The 15153-nt window shown below is 57.6% G+C and carries 10 protein-coding genes; 4 read left to right on the top strand and 6 right to left on the bottom strand.

The annotated features are described in order from the left end of the window. The first annotated feature begins 71 nt into the window (after positions 1-71). A complete protein-coding gene (locus OIK40_RS08820) occupies positions 72-3242 on the top strand; it encodes a TonB-dependent receptor domain-containing protein (RefSeq protein WP_273677908.1) in 3171 nt (1056 codons plus the stop codon). Positions 3243-3743: 501 nt separating this feature from the next. On the opposite strand, the gene OIK40_RS08815 is transcribed toward OIK40_RS08820, so the two are convergent. The 4 genes from OIK40_RS08815 to OIK40_RS08800 all read right to left on the bottom strand — a co-directional run bounded on the left by OIK40_RS08815 (position 3744) and on the right by OIK40_RS08800 (position 6680). Next, on the bottom strand, positions 3744-4133 hold the full coding sequence (locus tag OIK40_RS08815; protein WP_273677906.1) for a VOC family protein: 390 nt from the start codon (positions 4131-4133) through the stop codon (positions 3744-3746). 96 nt (positions 4134-4229) lie between these two features. Continuing rightward, a complete protein-coding gene (locus OIK40_RS08810) occupies positions 4230-4712 on the bottom strand; it encodes a VOC family protein (protein ID WP_273677905.1) in 483 nt (160 codons plus the stop codon). Positions 4713-5074: 362 nt separating this feature from the next. Continuing rightward, a complete protein-coding gene (locus OIK40_RS08805; RefSeq protein ID WP_273677903.1) occupies positions 5075-5608 on the bottom strand; it encodes a group I truncated hemoglobin in 534 nt (177 codons plus the stop codon). A gap of 25 nt (positions 5609-5633) precedes the next feature. Beyond that, positions 5634-6680 carry a DUF3034 family protein gene (locus OIK40_RS08800; protein WP_273677902.1) on the bottom strand — a complete coding sequence of 349 codons (1047 nt, stop codon included), beginning with the start codon at positions 6678-6680 and terminating at the stop codon, positions 5634-5636. A 90-nt stretch (positions 6681-6770) separates the two neighbouring features. Here OIK40_RS08800 and OIK40_RS08795 point away from each other — a divergent pair, with 90 nt between their 5' ends. Together OIK40_RS08795 and OIK40_RS08790 are read left to right on the top strand one after the other, a co-directional pair. Then, positions 6771-7412: a cupredoxin domain-containing protein gene (locus tag OIK40_RS08795; protein WP_273677900.1), complete on the top strand. Its 642-nt coding sequence runs from the start codon at positions 6771-6773 to the stop codon at positions 7410-7412. A gap of 206 nt (positions 7413-7618) precedes the next feature. Continuing rightward, the gene (locus OIK40_RS08790; protein ID WP_273677898.1) at positions 7619-9751 is read left to right on the top strand and encodes a putative bifunctional diguanylate cyclase/phosphodiesterase; all 2133 of its coding nucleotides are present in this window, start codon (positions 7619-7621) and stop codon (positions 9749-9751) included. Between the two features lie 361 nt (positions 9752-10112). Here the strand turns inward: OIK40_RS08790 and OIK40_RS08785 are convergent, their stop codons facing one another. Beyond that, entirely contained in the window at positions 10113-12128 is a 2016-nt protein-coding gene (locus OIK40_RS08785; protein ID WP_273677896.1) for a putative bifunctional diguanylate cyclase/phosphodiesterase, read from the bottom strand. A gap of 221 nt (positions 12129-12349) precedes the next feature. Further along, a complete protein-coding gene (locus OIK40_RS08780) occupies positions 12350-13003 on the bottom strand; it encodes a class I SAM-dependent methyltransferase (RefSeq protein ID WP_273677894.1) in 654 nt (217 codons plus the stop codon). A gap of 627 nt (positions 13004-13630) precedes the next feature. Between OIK40_RS08780 and OIK40_RS08775 the strand changes: the two genes are divergently transcribed. Then, positions 13631-14896, top strand: coding sequence for an HD-GYP domain-containing protein (locus OIK40_RS08775; protein ID WP_273677893.1), 1266 nt, complete (start codon positions 13631-13633; stop codon positions 14894-14896). Positions 14897-15153: the final 257 nt, after the last annotated feature.

Here is a 15153-nt window from a genome sequence, read left to right as displayed (position 1 = left end):
GCTCTTCTGCAACAGTACCGGCCGGACGCCGTGAGCATTCGGCGCTCCGTCGGCTTCGGGGATAGTGGCTGATGAAGTACGTTCCAATTTTCCGTCTGCGTTCTACAACTGCGCTTGCATCGCTGGCGATGGCCGGCGTTGCGGTGCTCGCACCTGTCGCGCCCGCTTTCGCCCAAAACGAGGAGGCTTCGGAGGAAGTCGGCGCCACGCAGGAAGCGCCTGCTGCGAACACCGACGGCATCATCGTTTCGGGGTCGCGCATCCAGCGCCCCAATCTTGAAGCCACTGTGCCGATTGCCTCCCTGACCGGCTCCGAGCTGCTCCAGACGGGCAACGTGAGCATCGGCGATCGTCTTGCTCTTCTCCCACAATTCCGTCCGACCTTTACTAGCCAGAACTCGGGCCGCTTCATCGGCACCGCCGGGCTTTCGATCCTCGATCTGCGCGGGCAAGGCACGGCGCGCACGCTGGTACTGCAGAATGGCATGCGCCATGTCACGTCGCAGCCCGGCGCACAGACGGTTGATGTCGCCACGATCCCCGTCGACCTGATCGAGCGGGTCGACATCATCACCGGCGGCAACTCCTCGATCTATGGCTCTGACGCGATCGCGGGTGTGGTCAACTTCGTACTCAAGCGTGACTTCGAAGGTGTCTCGATCCGTGCCCAGAACGGGATCTCGGACGAAGGCGATGGCAACCAGCGGCTGGTGACCCTGACCGCAGGCACCAACTTCGCGGGCGGGCGCGGCAATGTCGCGGTGAGTCTCGAATACAACCACAATGATCCGATTTTCTTCACTCAGCGCGACTATGCGGGTGCATTCGAGGGTCGGCGCCAGTTCCAGCTGGTACAGGACACCTCTGTTTCCGGTCCGAACGGCGGTCCCGAAGGGCCGGAGGGTGACGGAATTTTCGACACTGCCCTTACCGACCGTATTAAGAATATCGGTATCTCGACCGGAGGCGCCTACACGTCGGCGTGTCCCAACTCCGCGATCGGAACGCCCCGCGGCAACTTGAACTGCTCCGGCGTACTGAACTCGCTGGGTACTTCGCAGTTCGGCAATGTCTTCGTCTTCGACAGCGACGGACGGTTGGTCCAGAACGTGGTCGACCGTGACTTCCGACCGTTCGGCTCTGGCAATGCTCAGGGCGGGCTCGGCAGCACCTTGCGTGAGACCGGATTGCTGCAGGTGGGCAATACGCGCTATGCCGCCAACCTGCTCGCCAGTTTCGAGGTTTCTGAGGCCTTCCGGCCATACTTCGAAGGCAAGTTCGTACGCACGGAATCGCTTCAGGAAGGGCAGCCGACCTTTTTCCAAGGCGGCGGCGGTCTCTTGGGTGTCAATTTCTCAATCAACAACCCGTTCCTCTCCGCTCAGGCGCGCAACGTGCTGACCACAAGCCTTGCTCCAGGCGCGACGACTTTCACCATGCAGCGCTTCAATATCGATTTCGGTGGGCGCGGCGAGAACCACGAGCGCGAGCTTTTCCGCGGCGTGCTGGGCGTGGAAGGCAACTTCTGGGACACTTGGAGTTACAATGCGGCGTTCAACTACGGACGGGTAGATACATTCTATCAGACCCGTGGCAACGTTCGGGTCGCAAATTACCGCAACGCGGTGAACGCCGTGCGTAATTCGTCAGGGCAGATCGTTTGCGCGATCAACAATGATACCAACCCTGCCAACGATGACCCTGCGTGCCGTCCGCTCAACCTGTTCGGTCTGGGTGCACCCTCTCCCGAAGCGCTGGATTACATCCTTTTCAATTCCAGCCGCGAACAGTGGTCGGAGCAGTATAATGCGGTGGCTTCGATCTCAGGCGATCTCGGCAAGCTGTTCGAACTGCCGGGCGGCCCTGTCCAGTTCGCTCTGGGTGGAGAATGGCGCAAGGAAGACAGCTTCTCCGAGTTCGACGAGGTCACCCGCACGGGACAGACCTTCCTCAATGCAATCGGCACCTTCGATCCGCCGACGCTTGAGATCTGGGAAGCCTTCGGGGAAATCCGCATCCCGCTTCTGGCCGACCTGCCGTTCTTCCATGAATTGACCATCGAAGGCGCAGCGCGTGTCTCCGACTACAATTCCGGGAATGTCGGCACGATCTGGTCGTACAACGCCGGCGGCGTGTGGGCGCCGGTCGACGATATCCGCTTCCGCGCGAATTATGGTCGTGCCGTTCGCGCGCCGACACAGGGTGACCTGTTCGGTGCGCTGTCCCAGACCTTCCTCAACGGTCTTGCCGATCCCTGCGGGCAGCAGAACATCAATGCCAATCCGCAGCGTGTCGCCAACTGCGCCGCCGCGGGCGTTCCGACGACCCAGACCTTCAACGGCATTACCGAGCCCTTCACCAACCGTGCTGCTTCGGGCATTTCGGGCCTGAACGGGTCGAACCCGAACCTGTTCTCTGAAAAGTCCGACAGCTGGACCGTGGGCGCGGTGTTCCAGCCCTCGTTCCTGCCGGGCTTCACCATGAGCGTGGACTGGTACAGCATCGAGCTGAGCGATGCGATCCTGACCGTCGGTGCACAGACGGTCATCAACCAGTGCTACGATGACCCGGGCGGGATCAACAATCAGTTCTGTGCCGCAGTGTTCCGCAATCCCAACGGCACGTTCCGCGGCCAGACCAACGTCCTGCACGCCGGCACGACCGTCAGCTTTGACACCACCGGAAACGGGGTCTCGTTCATCCAGGGGCCGTTCAACTTCGCCCGCCAGGAAACCAGCGGGATCGATGTCGATCTGAACTACACTCACACCTTCGACAGTGATTGGCGCCTGAGCGGACGGGCCATCGTGTCGTTGCTGCTGGACCGGAACCTGTTCACTGCGATTACCGAGCCTGACCGGCGCACGCGGGAACGCGCGGTGCTGGGCAATCCCGAGTGGAACGCGCAGGTCAATCTTACCCTGGGCTACAAGGACTTCGATTTGCTCTACAGCTTGCGTTACCTGAGCAAGCAGACGATCGGTGCCTGGCGCACGCAGAACGTGGAGCAGGGGCGTCCGCCGGAAAACCTCGATGCCTTCCCGCAGGTCTTCTATCCTTCGGTCACCTATTCGGACATTCGCGGTTCGATGCGGGTGGACGACCGGTTCACCTTCTTCGCCGGCGTCGACAACCTGTTCGATCGGCTGCCGCCGCTCGATCTGCTGGGTGACGGGGCGGGTTCGGCGATCTTCCCGAACATGGGGAGGTACTTCTACGCCGGCTTCCAGACCTCGTTCTGAACGAACTTTCCGGTTCGTCCAGATCGGGAAACCGGGGAAGGATGAACATTGACGGAAGGCCACCGCGACCACTGGCACGCAGTCCCCGCCGGTGGTCGCGGACTTGCTTCCAGGGCAAGTAGCAGCTCCGGAAAGTCGGGGGCTTCGGTGTTCCCGTTCCTCCGATAATGCCCGGCGATGGCGGGATGAGGTTCGGTCGCCATCCAGAATTGTTGCTGTTCTTGCCCAATAACGAAGAATGGGCGGAAGCCGCCGAATATGACCAGAAGAGCACATTGCTCCGGTGCGGGCTCTATGACCGCTTTGGCCAAGCGCGGTCGATTTGCCTGATCACCGAAATGACGGCGCGACGCCGACTTCGGCGAGCGAGGAAGCGAAGGCCAGCTTTCTATCCACTCCCCGTCGTTAGTGGGGCCGAAGCGTGATCCCGGAACCTGCCAGACAACCTCAAAGGGGTTCTCGCCAGCAGCCGACATTCTGAAATCGACATCCTGCCAATGCTCAATCGGCCACCTCGATCAGCTGGATCAGATTGCCGCACGTGTCGTCGAAAATAGCGAATCTGGTGCCTGCGGCATCCGTCGGTGGGGTTCGGAAATTAACGCCAAGCGCCTCAAGGCGTTCATATTCGGCCACAAGGTTTGGAACGCTGAATTGCGTCCAGGGGATGCCATCCTTGTGAAGGGATTCTTGCAACGAACGGGCGGCCGGATACACGTTTGGCTCGAGAGCCAGTTCGACGCCGCCTTCTTCTTCCGGCGATACGAGCGTAAGCCACCTGTGTTCGCCAAATTCGATGTTGTGCTTGGTCTTGAAACCGAGAACGTCGGTGTAAAATTTGTGCGCCTTGGCCTGGTCGGCAACCATCACGCTCTTGATGTGCATCTTCATAATCTGCCTCCCGAGTGTGAACGACGTTGACGGCTAACTCGAAAATCAACCCTGCTACCGACCCGGCTACCCGCCGACATGACGCATCAAATGAACTTACGGGAGCGCTGGCTCCCAGAGCTGAATGCCGTTGCCTTCCGGATCAGCCAGGGTCGCAAATTTCCCGTGCGGGTATGTCTCAACCTCGCTCACCGCCACCCCTGCAGCCTTCAACTGACTGATCATTCTGGCGAGATTTCCGACACGGAAATTGATCATCCAATGCTTGCCGCTAGGTATCATGGTGTTACCGACAGGGAAGGGATCAAACACCGTAAATCCTGCCTCTTGCTGCCAGGGTGCACCACCGGAAAACTGTGGCGCAAGGTCGATTCCGAGGTGATCAAGATACCAGTTTCGCAAGCCTTCCGGATCGTTAGCAACGAAAAAGAACCCCCCAATTCCTGAGACCTTCTCTTTCGCTGGTTCGGCTGACGATACCGCCTCGCTTGAGGCTAGTGCCGCCGCAAGTGGAATGAACGCCGCCTTGGCCGAAAAATCTCGCCTGTTCACAGATCGAAACATTGCCTTCCAATTCATCAGCGGGACTCTTCTTCGCGCGAGCATCGAGGCACAAAATCAGCAACCTTCGCAAGCGCTCGATGACCATCCGAGCCTCAATTAGATGAACCTCTTACTGAAAGCTCCAGAATACGCATAACATGCAGGGCCCGGTTTGTCTGCTTCCTACCCAGTTGAAGCCATCAGCAAGGTCAGGGCTCGATCCCGAAAGCGGTATGGCAGCTTCTGGCGGAACCAGACGATCGCGTCGACGGCCGCGAACGACTGTGTCTGAGTCGGCAGCCGCCGCTACCTCACTCAGGCTACGATTGTCGGCTTCGGCCCGGGTTCTGCCAAAAGCCGAAATTCAGCAACCGACCCCTAAACGGCCATTCCCTGTATCAGCGCTCAACGATCTTTCGCGACATCGGAGCAAGCTTTGCGAGTAGCCGGTTCTGCGCGGCGAACGGCACGCCCGCTTCGCGCATTGCGGACTGAAGGTTCTCGACCAGCGCGTTCATGTCGGCCTTGGTCACGCCCATGCCATCATGCGCGGCGCGCATGTCACGGCCGGTATAATCGCAGCCAGCACCGAGTAGATAACAGAATTGTTCGCTCAGTGTGCGTTTCAGGCGCACCATGTCATGGCTTTCGAAAATGACGGCGATGCGCGGATCGGATTCGGCAAGGTCCACTGTGCGGCCGGCAATCCGGGCGATGCCGTCGCGCCCCCCGAAATCGCGAACCAGTCCGGCGCTGTCGTAAGGCGCAGCTCCGGCGTTGGCGTTGGATTGTTCGTAGGGATCGACCGGCAGTTCACCGGTGACAGGATCGCGCTGCTTCGTCTCGACCCCAAACTCTGCATCCCAGTCGGTGCCTTCTGCGGGTGCCTGTTGAATCACCATCAGGACAGCGGTGGCGGCAGGTATCAGCATGGCAAAGGACTTTCAGACAATTGCATCAGAACGCGACCTGCGCGGACAGGAATCCGCCGCGTTGATCGGGGAAGGTGGCGATCGAACCGAGATCGACATAGGCTGCGGTGAGTGTGAGATGGTCGGTCAGGGCATAAGCAGCGAACAGGTCCAGCCAGTCGTCCTCGCCCAGGCCGAGAATATCGGGCTTGGTGCGATATTCAGCACCGATCACCGCGCGGCGTGACAATTGGTAGCCGAGCGAGCCTTCGAATTGCAGATTGTAGCCTTCGCCCGCGGAGCCGAAACCGAGCAGGCCCAGCTGGTTGGCCTCGGTGTAGCGCAGAGTCGCATTGACCAGCACGCTGCGGGCCAGCAGCAGCTTGGTCGCGCTGAGAGTGTAGTCTGTTCCTTCGTCATCAGCTGCACCTATTGCGCGCACCAAATCAGCGTCGCGGCTGCGCTTGTGCTCGATGCCGACTGCGATCTGCGGCAACCAGCTTTCGCCATACACGAGATCGCCCGCCAACCGCAGCTTCGCGCCGAAGGTGTCGAGGTTGAAGGTGTAGCCTTGCCCGATGCCGAGCGCCGTTCCCACGTCACGCGTATCGAAATCGGCCCGCGATACGCTCAGCTCCAGCCTATCGTCGACGCCCAGCAGCACGCCGTATGACCGCCAGCTAAAGTCGGGTAGTTCGATCGCGGTCGCGTGGGCCGAAAGGCCTATCCCACCCGGCATTTGCCGTCCCCCGATGGTCCCCCAGCGCGCGATCCCTCCGCCAGACGAACCTTCGACAGTGGCAACGCCGTTGGTCAACAGAAGTTTGCCGCCCTCGAACAGTTCGATTTTCCCGATCCGCACACCCCCTTCCCCATCGCTGAGCGCACTGGTCGGGCCAAGGGGTTGGAGCGCGCGGATCGCAGACGCGACAGCCTGATCATCCGGGATAGTGGGGGATAGCGGTGCCTGTTCAGGCTCTTCATCAAGGACCGGTGCGTAGGCGATGTGGGGGGCGGTTACCGGAATTGCCGACCCTGCGCTCATCGCCGCCGCGTGGCACAATGCAAGCAGGCAGGAGGAAATTATCGTCATCAGCCAGCCGATTAGAAGCGCAAGGTAAATTCTCCCTAAAGGATGAAGCGAGGGATTCTTAAGGGGTCGCGTCTAGGGACGGGATCGATCATGCACCGCCGTCTGCCCTTCTTTGCCTTACCTGCCGCATTGTTCGTTTCGCTGCTCGCCACACTCGTTGGCGGGGCAGCGTTGGTGCAGGCTGCCACATCTGCCAGCCTACGGGTTCAGGTGGTCGATGCCGATGGCCTGCCAGTCCGCGATGCGGTGGTCGAGCTGCGCAGCAGCAATACCGCCCCTGGACTGATCCGCTTTCCATGGAAAATGGGTATGGCGCAGAAGAATCGTCAATTTACCCCCGGCACGTTGATTGTTGCTCGGGGCAGCACGGTCGCCTTCCCGAATCTCGATCAGGTGCGCCATTCCATTTACAGCTTTTCCAAGCCGGCCCGCTTCGAGATTGAGCTCTATGGGCGCGACCAAACCCGAAGCCACACCTTCAACATTACCGGCAGCGTCAAACTTGGGTGCAACATTCATGACGAGATGCGCGGCTATATCCGCGTTACCGACACGCCCTTTGCGGGTAAAACCGATCACAACGGATACGTTACGTTTGAAGCAATACCCGGCGGTAAAGCGAGCCTTACTGTATGGCACCCGATGCTGCGGGCTCCGGGCAACGAAATAGGTTCGACAATCACACTGAATGGCGGCGCGCAGACGCACAAAGCTAAGGTCGCGGTGCGATGAGCCTGATACGACTGGTTCCGCGTCCGCTGCGGGCGACCTTCGCACGCATTGCGGTGCTGCGCTTCGGTTCGTTTAGCTCGCGCATCGCTTTTCTGTTTGCCGGGCTATTTGCACTGGTGTTGGCATTGGTGGTGTCGCTCGCGCTTGGCGGGCTGGCACGCTTTGCAGAAGCAGGCGCGGCCCGCGATCTGACCGCCAATGCCCGCGTGTTCGACGAAATCCTCACCGCTCGTTCGCGGCAGATGGGTGATCAGGCCGAGGTTCTGGCGCGGGATTTCGGCTTTCGCGAGGCGGTTGCGACAGAGGACGCGCAGACCATCGCCAGCGCGCTCGAAAGCCTTGAAACCCGCGTCAATAGCGACATCGCCTTCGTTCTGACGCTGGATGGTGTGGTGCTGGCGGCCAATGCTTCAGACATTTCCGCACCCGAAAGCTTGTGGTCGCGGCTCGAAGCTGGCGGCACACGCGGGATTATCGCTTCGAAAAAAGGCCTGGCGCTTGCCGCCGCTGCGCCGATCGAGGCGCCCGACCTGATCGGCTGGCTTGTCATTGCCCAGCCACTTGACCGAGCAGAGCTTGACCGGTTGGTCGAACTCGCCCCGATCGCCCTCGATGCTCGGGTGGTGGATGAAAGCAACCAGCCTGACTGGCTGCGCGGCATCCAATCAGGTGCAGTGTTTGAACACGAGGCCGAGGGCGAGCGATCCCTCTATTACACATCAGACCTTGAGGTCCTTCAGGACAGCGTTGTGCCTCGGTTGGTGTTGCGTCATTCTCTCGCAGCATCTCTTGCTCCCTATGGCAGTCTGAAAGTTTGGCTTATCGCGCTTGCCGTCGGCGGTATCGTGCTGGTGCTGGCGTTGAGTTGGAACGTCGCCCGGTCAGTAACCGGACCGCTTCAGCAGCTTGACGAAGCGACGCGGCTGATCAGCGAGGGCCGCGATGTCAGCCTGACGATTGAGACCGACGACGAGATCGGGAGGCTGGCGGGTAGCTTCAATGCGATGGTTACCGCGATCGAGGAGCGCGAGCGCCAGATTATCCATGTGGGCTTGCACGACGGACTTACCGGTCTGCCCAACCGCAAACTATTTACAGAACAACTCACCAGCATGCTTGCAAGGCGCAAGCCGAGTGAACGGATGATGGTCGCCTATGTCGACCTGGACGACTTCAAGATGGTCAACGACACGCTTGGGCACCCGGCAGGCGATGCCTTGTTGCGGCAAGTGGCCGATCACCTGCGCGAGGATCTGCCCGACGCGCTGATCGCGCGATTGGGTGGAGACGAGTTTGCAATCCTGATCGACGGGATCGAGGACAACGCCAGCCTCGGCAGCATCGCCGATGGCTTGCAGCGCAGCTTTGAGCGTCCATTGACGATCAACGGTCAGACCGCGTCGTGCGGGGCTAGTGTCGGTATCGCCATGGCACCGGTCGATGGCGAGGACGACACCACACTGATGAAGAATGCCGACCTTGCGCTCTACCGCGCCAAGCATGAAGGCAAGTCGACCTACCACTTCTTCGAGCCCGCGCTGGATGAAGAGGCCCGCCAACGTCGCCAGATGGAAATTGACCTGCGTGCCGCGGTCAAGGAGGGAGGGTTCGAGCTTAATTTTCAGCCGCTCTACAGCCTCGCGCAAAAGCGCCTGACCGGCTTTGAGGCGTTGATCCGCTGGAACCATCCCACTCGGGGCCGGGTCAATCCGGTCGAGTTTATCGCGTTGGCAGAAGAAACCGGGCTGATTATTCCGATTGGCGAATGGGTGCTGCGCGAGGCCTGCCACCAAGCGAGCACCTGGCCTGATGATGTCTCGGTCGCGGTGAATGTGTCGCCTAAACAATTCGCGGCGAACGGAATAACCGGAACGGTGCTCTCTGCCCTGTCGGCAAGCGGTTTGGCTCCCGACCGGCTCGAATTGGAGATCACCGAAAGCATCTTTATCTCAGATGTCGACAAGACATTGGCCACACTGCATTCGCTGCGGAATTTGGGTGTCAGGATTGCTCTCGACGATTTCGGGACCGGCTATTCGTCGCTAAGCTATCTTCGCTCCTTCCCCTTCGACAAGGTCAAGATCGACAAGAGCTTTGTTGAGGATCTTGGGACCACTAGCAATGGCCATGCGGTGATCCGCGCCATCACAACTCTGGCTGCCGCCCTCGGCATGGAGACGCTCGCGGAAGGTGTGGAAGATGTCGCACAATTCGAAGTGCTCGAACGCGAAGGCTGCGAAAACATCCAGGGCTATCTGTTCTCAAGGCCTGTAGCGGCCGATGCGGTCGCCGAGTTACTGCGCGACGGAGCAGGATATCAGCGTCAGTTGTGCGCTTGACTGTTGCCTAGCTCCGCTCACCAAGACCGCAAAGCCGAAAGTCTTAATTCCACCCATTAGCGGTCATTCGGCCCGCAACCCGCATCGCCCGAAAGCGGTATGGCGGCTTTCGGCGGAAGCAGACGTTCAGCGCGGCGGCCGTCAACGACCGGGTCTGGGCCGACAGCCGTCACAGCTGAGATCAGGGCGCTGATGGCCGCTTTACCCCGCTTCGGGACAATTCCTGCCATTCGGGCAGCGCCCCCAAAGTAGACGCTCTCCGCGACCGAGCAGCCGGCACGCCGTCACTAGAGTGGGCGTGGGCTTTCTATGGAGAGAAGCCGCATATCCGAGGAAATTCAGGCTACGAAATCGACAAACTTCAAAAAATCGAGTTCAGAGCAATGGTTTCGTGAAATTCCACGCCAGCTTGGCCTTGTGCGACCCAGCGGATGGTCGCTAATGTTCCATCAATTCCTACGAAATCAAGGCGGATATTGACGCCAACCATTCCTTCCGAGAAGTGGTTATATTCCAGTAATGCACCATTCTCAGAAATGTTTCTGATCAAGACCGATGCTTGCCCTTCATTTATATTCATCGATGCGGGCTTGATGAAGGTTGTTCTGGGCCTTCGGCTTCGTCTGGGCCCAATCGGCCGCATTCTTCGCACGCCGGCCTGTAATTCGGGGAGTAATTCATCAATATCCAATGCACCACCGTACACAAAGCCTTGGATCTGGGTGCAGCCAAGCCTTTTTATCAATCTAATTTCGTCTTGATGCTCGAGGCCTTCAGCAGTGGTTTCCATTCCTAATGCATTCGAAAGGGAAACGATGGCCGCGATAATCGCTGAGTTTCTGCTCCGCGGATCGACAGCGCCTTTCACAAAGCTCTGATCAATTTTAATTTTATCGAATGGTGCTTCTTTCAAGTATGATAAACTCGAGTAACCGGTCCCAAAGTCATCGAGCGCAAGTCGGACGCCAAGCGCCTTAAGCGATTTGAAGATTTTTTGCAACTTAGCTGAATCTTCTAGGAAGACGCTTTCAGTCAACTCAAGCTCAAGCCGAGAGGGGTCAATCTGAGCGAATGAAATTGCATTCGCAACGGTCGTTAGCAGAGCAGGATTGCTAAATTGTATCGGAGATACGTTCACGGCCACTCGCAAATCACTAGGAAGTGACCGAATTACATCGACTGCAGTCCTGATTACCCAATCGCCTATTTGCTGAATTAATCCACTTTCTTCGGCAATCGGGATGAATTCACTTGGAGATATGCTCCCCTCTTGGGGGTGATCCCATCGAAGAAGTGCCTCGAAGCCCTTGATCGTCTCTGAGTTTGCTTCAACGATCGGCTGAAACATGAGCTTCAACTGGTCTTTGTTGACCGCATTCCGCAAGTCATCCTCTAGTCGTTTTCGCCACTTAGCCGTTAATAGCATCTTCTCATCAAAGAAGAAGAATTTTCCTCTACCTTCTTTCTTTGCGGAATATAGGGCAAGATCTGCATTCCTAACGATATTGTCTGGATTGCTATGAATGTCAGAGGAGGCAATTCCGATCGAGCAATTTATGTTTACCGTCGATCCGTTGATCAAATATGGTTCCGAAATTATTTTGATTGTTTGGCAAGCTAAATCCGAAAGCCCTTTTTCAGTGCGATGGCCCGGTAGCAGTATTTGAAACTCATCGCCGCCAAGTCGACCGACGACTCCGCTCTCGCCGACTACCGACGACAATCTCTCCGCGACACGGATCAAAAGAGCGTCACCCACCGGATGGCCGAGCGTGTCGTTCACGCCTTTAAAGCCATCAAGGTCGATGATCATAAGAGAGCAGTCTGAGCTGTTGCGACCTTCAGATCTGAGCAGGGCCTCCAGATGATCTTGCATACGTTGCCTATTCGCAAGGCCTGTCAGGCTATCCGTGACGGCAAGTCGTCGGATGGTCGCTTCTTGTTTTCGGGCCTTGGTCAGATCAGTTCCTGACCCGACAAAGCCTTGGTAGTTTCCGTCGAGATCGAACCACGGGCGGCCTGAGATAGACCACCAACTCTCGTGCAGCCCCTTTTTTGCTCGGATGGGGTATTCCGAAAACGAGGTCCGAGATACAATGTGGAACTTGAGCGATCGAAGATGTTGCGCATCAACCTCGTCGAGACGAAAAATTTTCTCGATCGGTGTTCCTATTGGATTGATTCCAAATGTTTCAATTTGGTCAGAAACTGCTTCCGAAAGGTAAGTAAGGCGACCATCAGCATCGGTCTCCCAGAACCACCTCGCTTCGAATTTCTCCGAGTAACTGATCAAACGATGAGCACGTTCTACGTCACAGGCAGTGCCTTCACCTGCGACATTGGCCCTGAATCCGAGCCTGGTGCGAAGCGATCTCATTCTTCTCCGTTAGACCCAGTGAGTTAGCGCATGTTTAAGATCTTGGCCGTGGCTGACGCTGATAATCCGAACAAAACACCACCGTGGCCCGCTATGCTGGCGTCAGATCCGGTATGCCGAGCTTGCTATTTTTTCTGACCGGAGCTTCAGAACGCCAGCCACCACTGGTCATGAAAGAGGCCGGTGTGCTCGACTCGATGGTTTAGAGCGTTGCTTCGTTCCTATTCGGCTGCTTCGCGCACAGCGCAATCTTTCAGCTTCCAGCCCCATACCAGCACGCAAGGCGGCACGTTTGACAAGGCAAGCCCGGTGTCTACCCGTTCGAAACGACCTTCCGTCAACCGTCGCGCGGTCCGACGGAACTGATAGGTCATGAACGCCCCGCCTTCGGCCATCACTGCATAGGTTGCGTCGACGATCTGCTCGGCGGTTTCCAGAGGGAGTGACGAAAAAGGCAGGCCTGAGATGACGTAATCGGCCCTGCTATGTCCCGCCGCTCGCACGAAGGATTCGACATCAGCGGCCGAACCAAGCACGACCTGTAAGCGTGGGTCATGGATGGTGTTCCGGAGATACTCGACAAAACGTGGATTAGTGTCGATCGCAAGCAGAGTGCTGTCTTCGGGCAAGCAGTCGAGAATATGGTTGGTGAAGGTCCCTACGCCCGGTCCAAACTCGACAAAAAGGCGGCAACGCGCCCAGTCGATCGGTAAGAGCATGGCATTGATTGTGCTCCTCGACGACGGAACCACCGAGGCGACCATGCCCGGATGTTCCAAAAAGCCGCGAAAGAAAGTCGTGGCTGCCTCGGCGAACTGCCAAATGCCCTTGCGGCGATTGCGGGGTAACTTTCGGTTGGGTTGATGTACGTTCATTCCCGCAAATTAGAAGATTTACCGGACGGGACAACGGCCGTTTACCGGATCAGGAAAGATTGTAGCAGGGTTGCTCTCCCCGGCCTTGGGAAGCATGGACCACGCCAATCATAACGATCTATTTCTTGCCGCGTAGCGCGGAGGATACCAACCGGGCTATTGGCGAATTGCCAGATATGACGCTTTTGCACGGCGTGGCCGAGAAGGCACCGGAAGATCGCCCGTCATTCATGGGATTCTTAGAGACAAGTTTCGCAAGAACGGAATTTCGCAATTCCACCCATCCCCGACCATAAGCACGGTCGCCGCGCGATCCCGACCGCAGAATGACGACTTCTGGCGAAGACGGAGATTGAGCGCAGCGGCCTTAAGTGACCGTGTCTGGGTCGCAACCCGTCACGGTTTAGGTGCGGCTGCAAATGGCGGCTTTGCCCTGCTTCTAGAAAATTGGTGCCGTTCAGCAAGCGACCCCATAGCTGCCGCCTTCTTTCGCATAGGGCGTAGTCATCGTCCCAGTGCGCTTTCGGCGACGCTTACGGACTTTCCCATAGCCAAGAAAGCTCGCGTGGAAACCGCGGCCGTGCAAACAGATCAGCTTTCTGTGCAAGGCTATTCTGGTGCCCGACCATGTTGAAACATATTGAACTTTCAGACCTTGAACTGGGTATGTTTGTCCAGAAGATGGAGGGCAGCTGGTTCGATCATCCGTTTTGGAAGTCCAATTTCCTGATTGAGGATCAGAAGCGACTGCAACTTCTCAAGGAGAGCAACCTGCGTGGTGTCGTTATTGATACCACCAAGGGTAAGGACGTGAGCGCGCCCGTGGCCGAAGCACGTGCTTCAGCTGACAAGCCGAGATCCATTGTCAGCAAACGGATCAATGCGATCAATACGCGGACCAAGCGTGAAGACGCTGCGTCAATGCCGGTCAGCATCGATAAAGAGCTTCATGCTGCGCAGGCGGTCGCCAACAAAGCCAAGGAGCGTCTGCACCGGACCTTCATGGATGCGCGTTTAGGAAAGGCTCTAAATGTGAAAGCGATCGAGCCTATCGTGAATGACATTCTGGCTTCTGTCAGGCGCAACCCTCAGGCGTTCAGTAGTTTGATGCGCTGCAAACTGAAGAACGAGACGATGTTCCGGCATGCGCTGTCGGTCAGCGCGCTCATGGTGTCGCTGGCTCGCAAAATGAAGCTACCTCCAAATGAGGTTCACAACTGTGGGCTTGCTGGCTTATTGCTCGACGTTGGTGTCAATTATCTGCCTCAGAACCTCGATCCGCCCAACGGCGATTACCGGAATGCAGATCCAAAGATCTGGCAGCAGCACGTGTTGCTTGGTTACCGATCACTTCTCAACGACGACGGCCTGTCTCAGCCGGTGCTCGAGGCTGTGCTACAACACCATGAGAGGATTGACGGCAGCGGCTTTCCCAACGGGCTTGAAGGAGCAAAGATTACGACTTTCGCCCGGATGGCCGCGATCTGTGACACTTTTGATTTCCTTCTTTCTCATACCAACACCACTGTCGCGCTCGATCCGGCTGCCGCGATCGAGCAAATGAAGACTATGGAAGGAGCGTTCGACGAGGAAATATTCCATCACTTCATTGAGTCGGTGGGCCTATACCCGGTAGGTTCCTTCGTCCGGTTGCACAGCGGAAAGCTGGCCATGGTGGTCGATGAAGATCACAAAGACCACATGCGGCCTGTCGTCCAGGCTTTCTATTCCTTCGCAACTGGAGAGCAGATCGCGCCCCATCGTATAGAACTCGCGCGCAGCGGCGAAGAGGATCGGATACTGGGCATCGCTGATATCTCTGGGCTCGGTTTGCCAGAAGGCGGGTATTTGCGTGAGATGATATTTTTAAGCACCTATAAGAATGCTGCTTGATTCTATTCACTTAACCAATTTGAAATCGTGACGTGTTGTCTTCTCCTGATGAAGAGGAGCAACTTACCATGAATTGGCCTGTCGGAAAAACAAACGGTGGTGGGCGACGAGGAGGTGTAGATCGCCGCAAAGCTCAACTAGGCTCAGGACCCATTAAATTCTTGCATTGGCGGCGATGCCTTGATTCACTCGCGGCACTGAGGAGGTGCTGCGGGTGTCTGAGCTTTGGTTGTTGAGCGAGGCGCAGATGCGCCGGA

It is taken from the genome of Erythrobacter fulvus (assembly GCF_028595285.1).
Taxonomy (GTDB): domain Bacteria; phylum Pseudomonadota; class Alphaproteobacteria; order Sphingomonadales; family Sphingomonadaceae; genus Erythrobacter; species Erythrobacter fulvus.
The sequence above is the reverse complement of the archived record's forward strand: the minus strand, read 5'-3'. Positions and strand labels throughout refer to the sequence as shown.

Coding starts and splice junctions, on each gene's coding strand:
- OIK40_RS08805 (WP_273677903.1), bottom strand. CDS start 5,608: ATGCTGATACCTGCCGCCACCGCTGTCCTGATGGTGATTCAACAGGCA.
- OIK40_RS08795 (WP_273677900.1), top strand. CDS start 6,771: ATGCACCGCCGTCTGCCCTTCTTTGCCTTACCTGCCGCATTGTTCGTT.
- OIK40_RS08820 (WP_273677908.1), top strand. CDS start 72: ATGAAGTACGTTCCAATTTTCCGTCTGCGTTCTACAACTGCGCTTGCA.
- OIK40_RS08800 (WP_273677902.1), bottom strand. CDS start 6,680: ATGACGATAATTTCCTCCTGCCTGCTTGCATTGTGCCACGCGGCGGCG.
- OIK40_RS08815 (WP_273677906.1), bottom strand. CDS start 4,133: ATGAAGATGCACATCAAGAGCGTGATGGTTGCCGACCAGGCCAAGGCG.
- OIK40_RS08810 (WP_273677905.1), bottom strand. CDS start 4,712: ATGAATTGGAAGGCAATGTTTCGATCTGTGAACAGGCGAGATTTTTCG.
- OIK40_RS08785 (WP_273677896.1), bottom strand. CDS start 12,128: ATGAGATCGCTTCGCACCAGGCTCGGATTCAGGGCCAATGTCGCAGGT.
- OIK40_RS08775 (WP_273677893.1), top strand. CDS start 13,631: ATGTTGAAACATATTGAACTTTCAGACCTTGAACTGGGTATGTTTGTC.
- OIK40_RS08780 (WP_273677894.1), bottom strand. CDS start 13,003: ATGAACGTACATCAACCCAACCGAAAGTTACCCCGCAATCGCCGCAAG.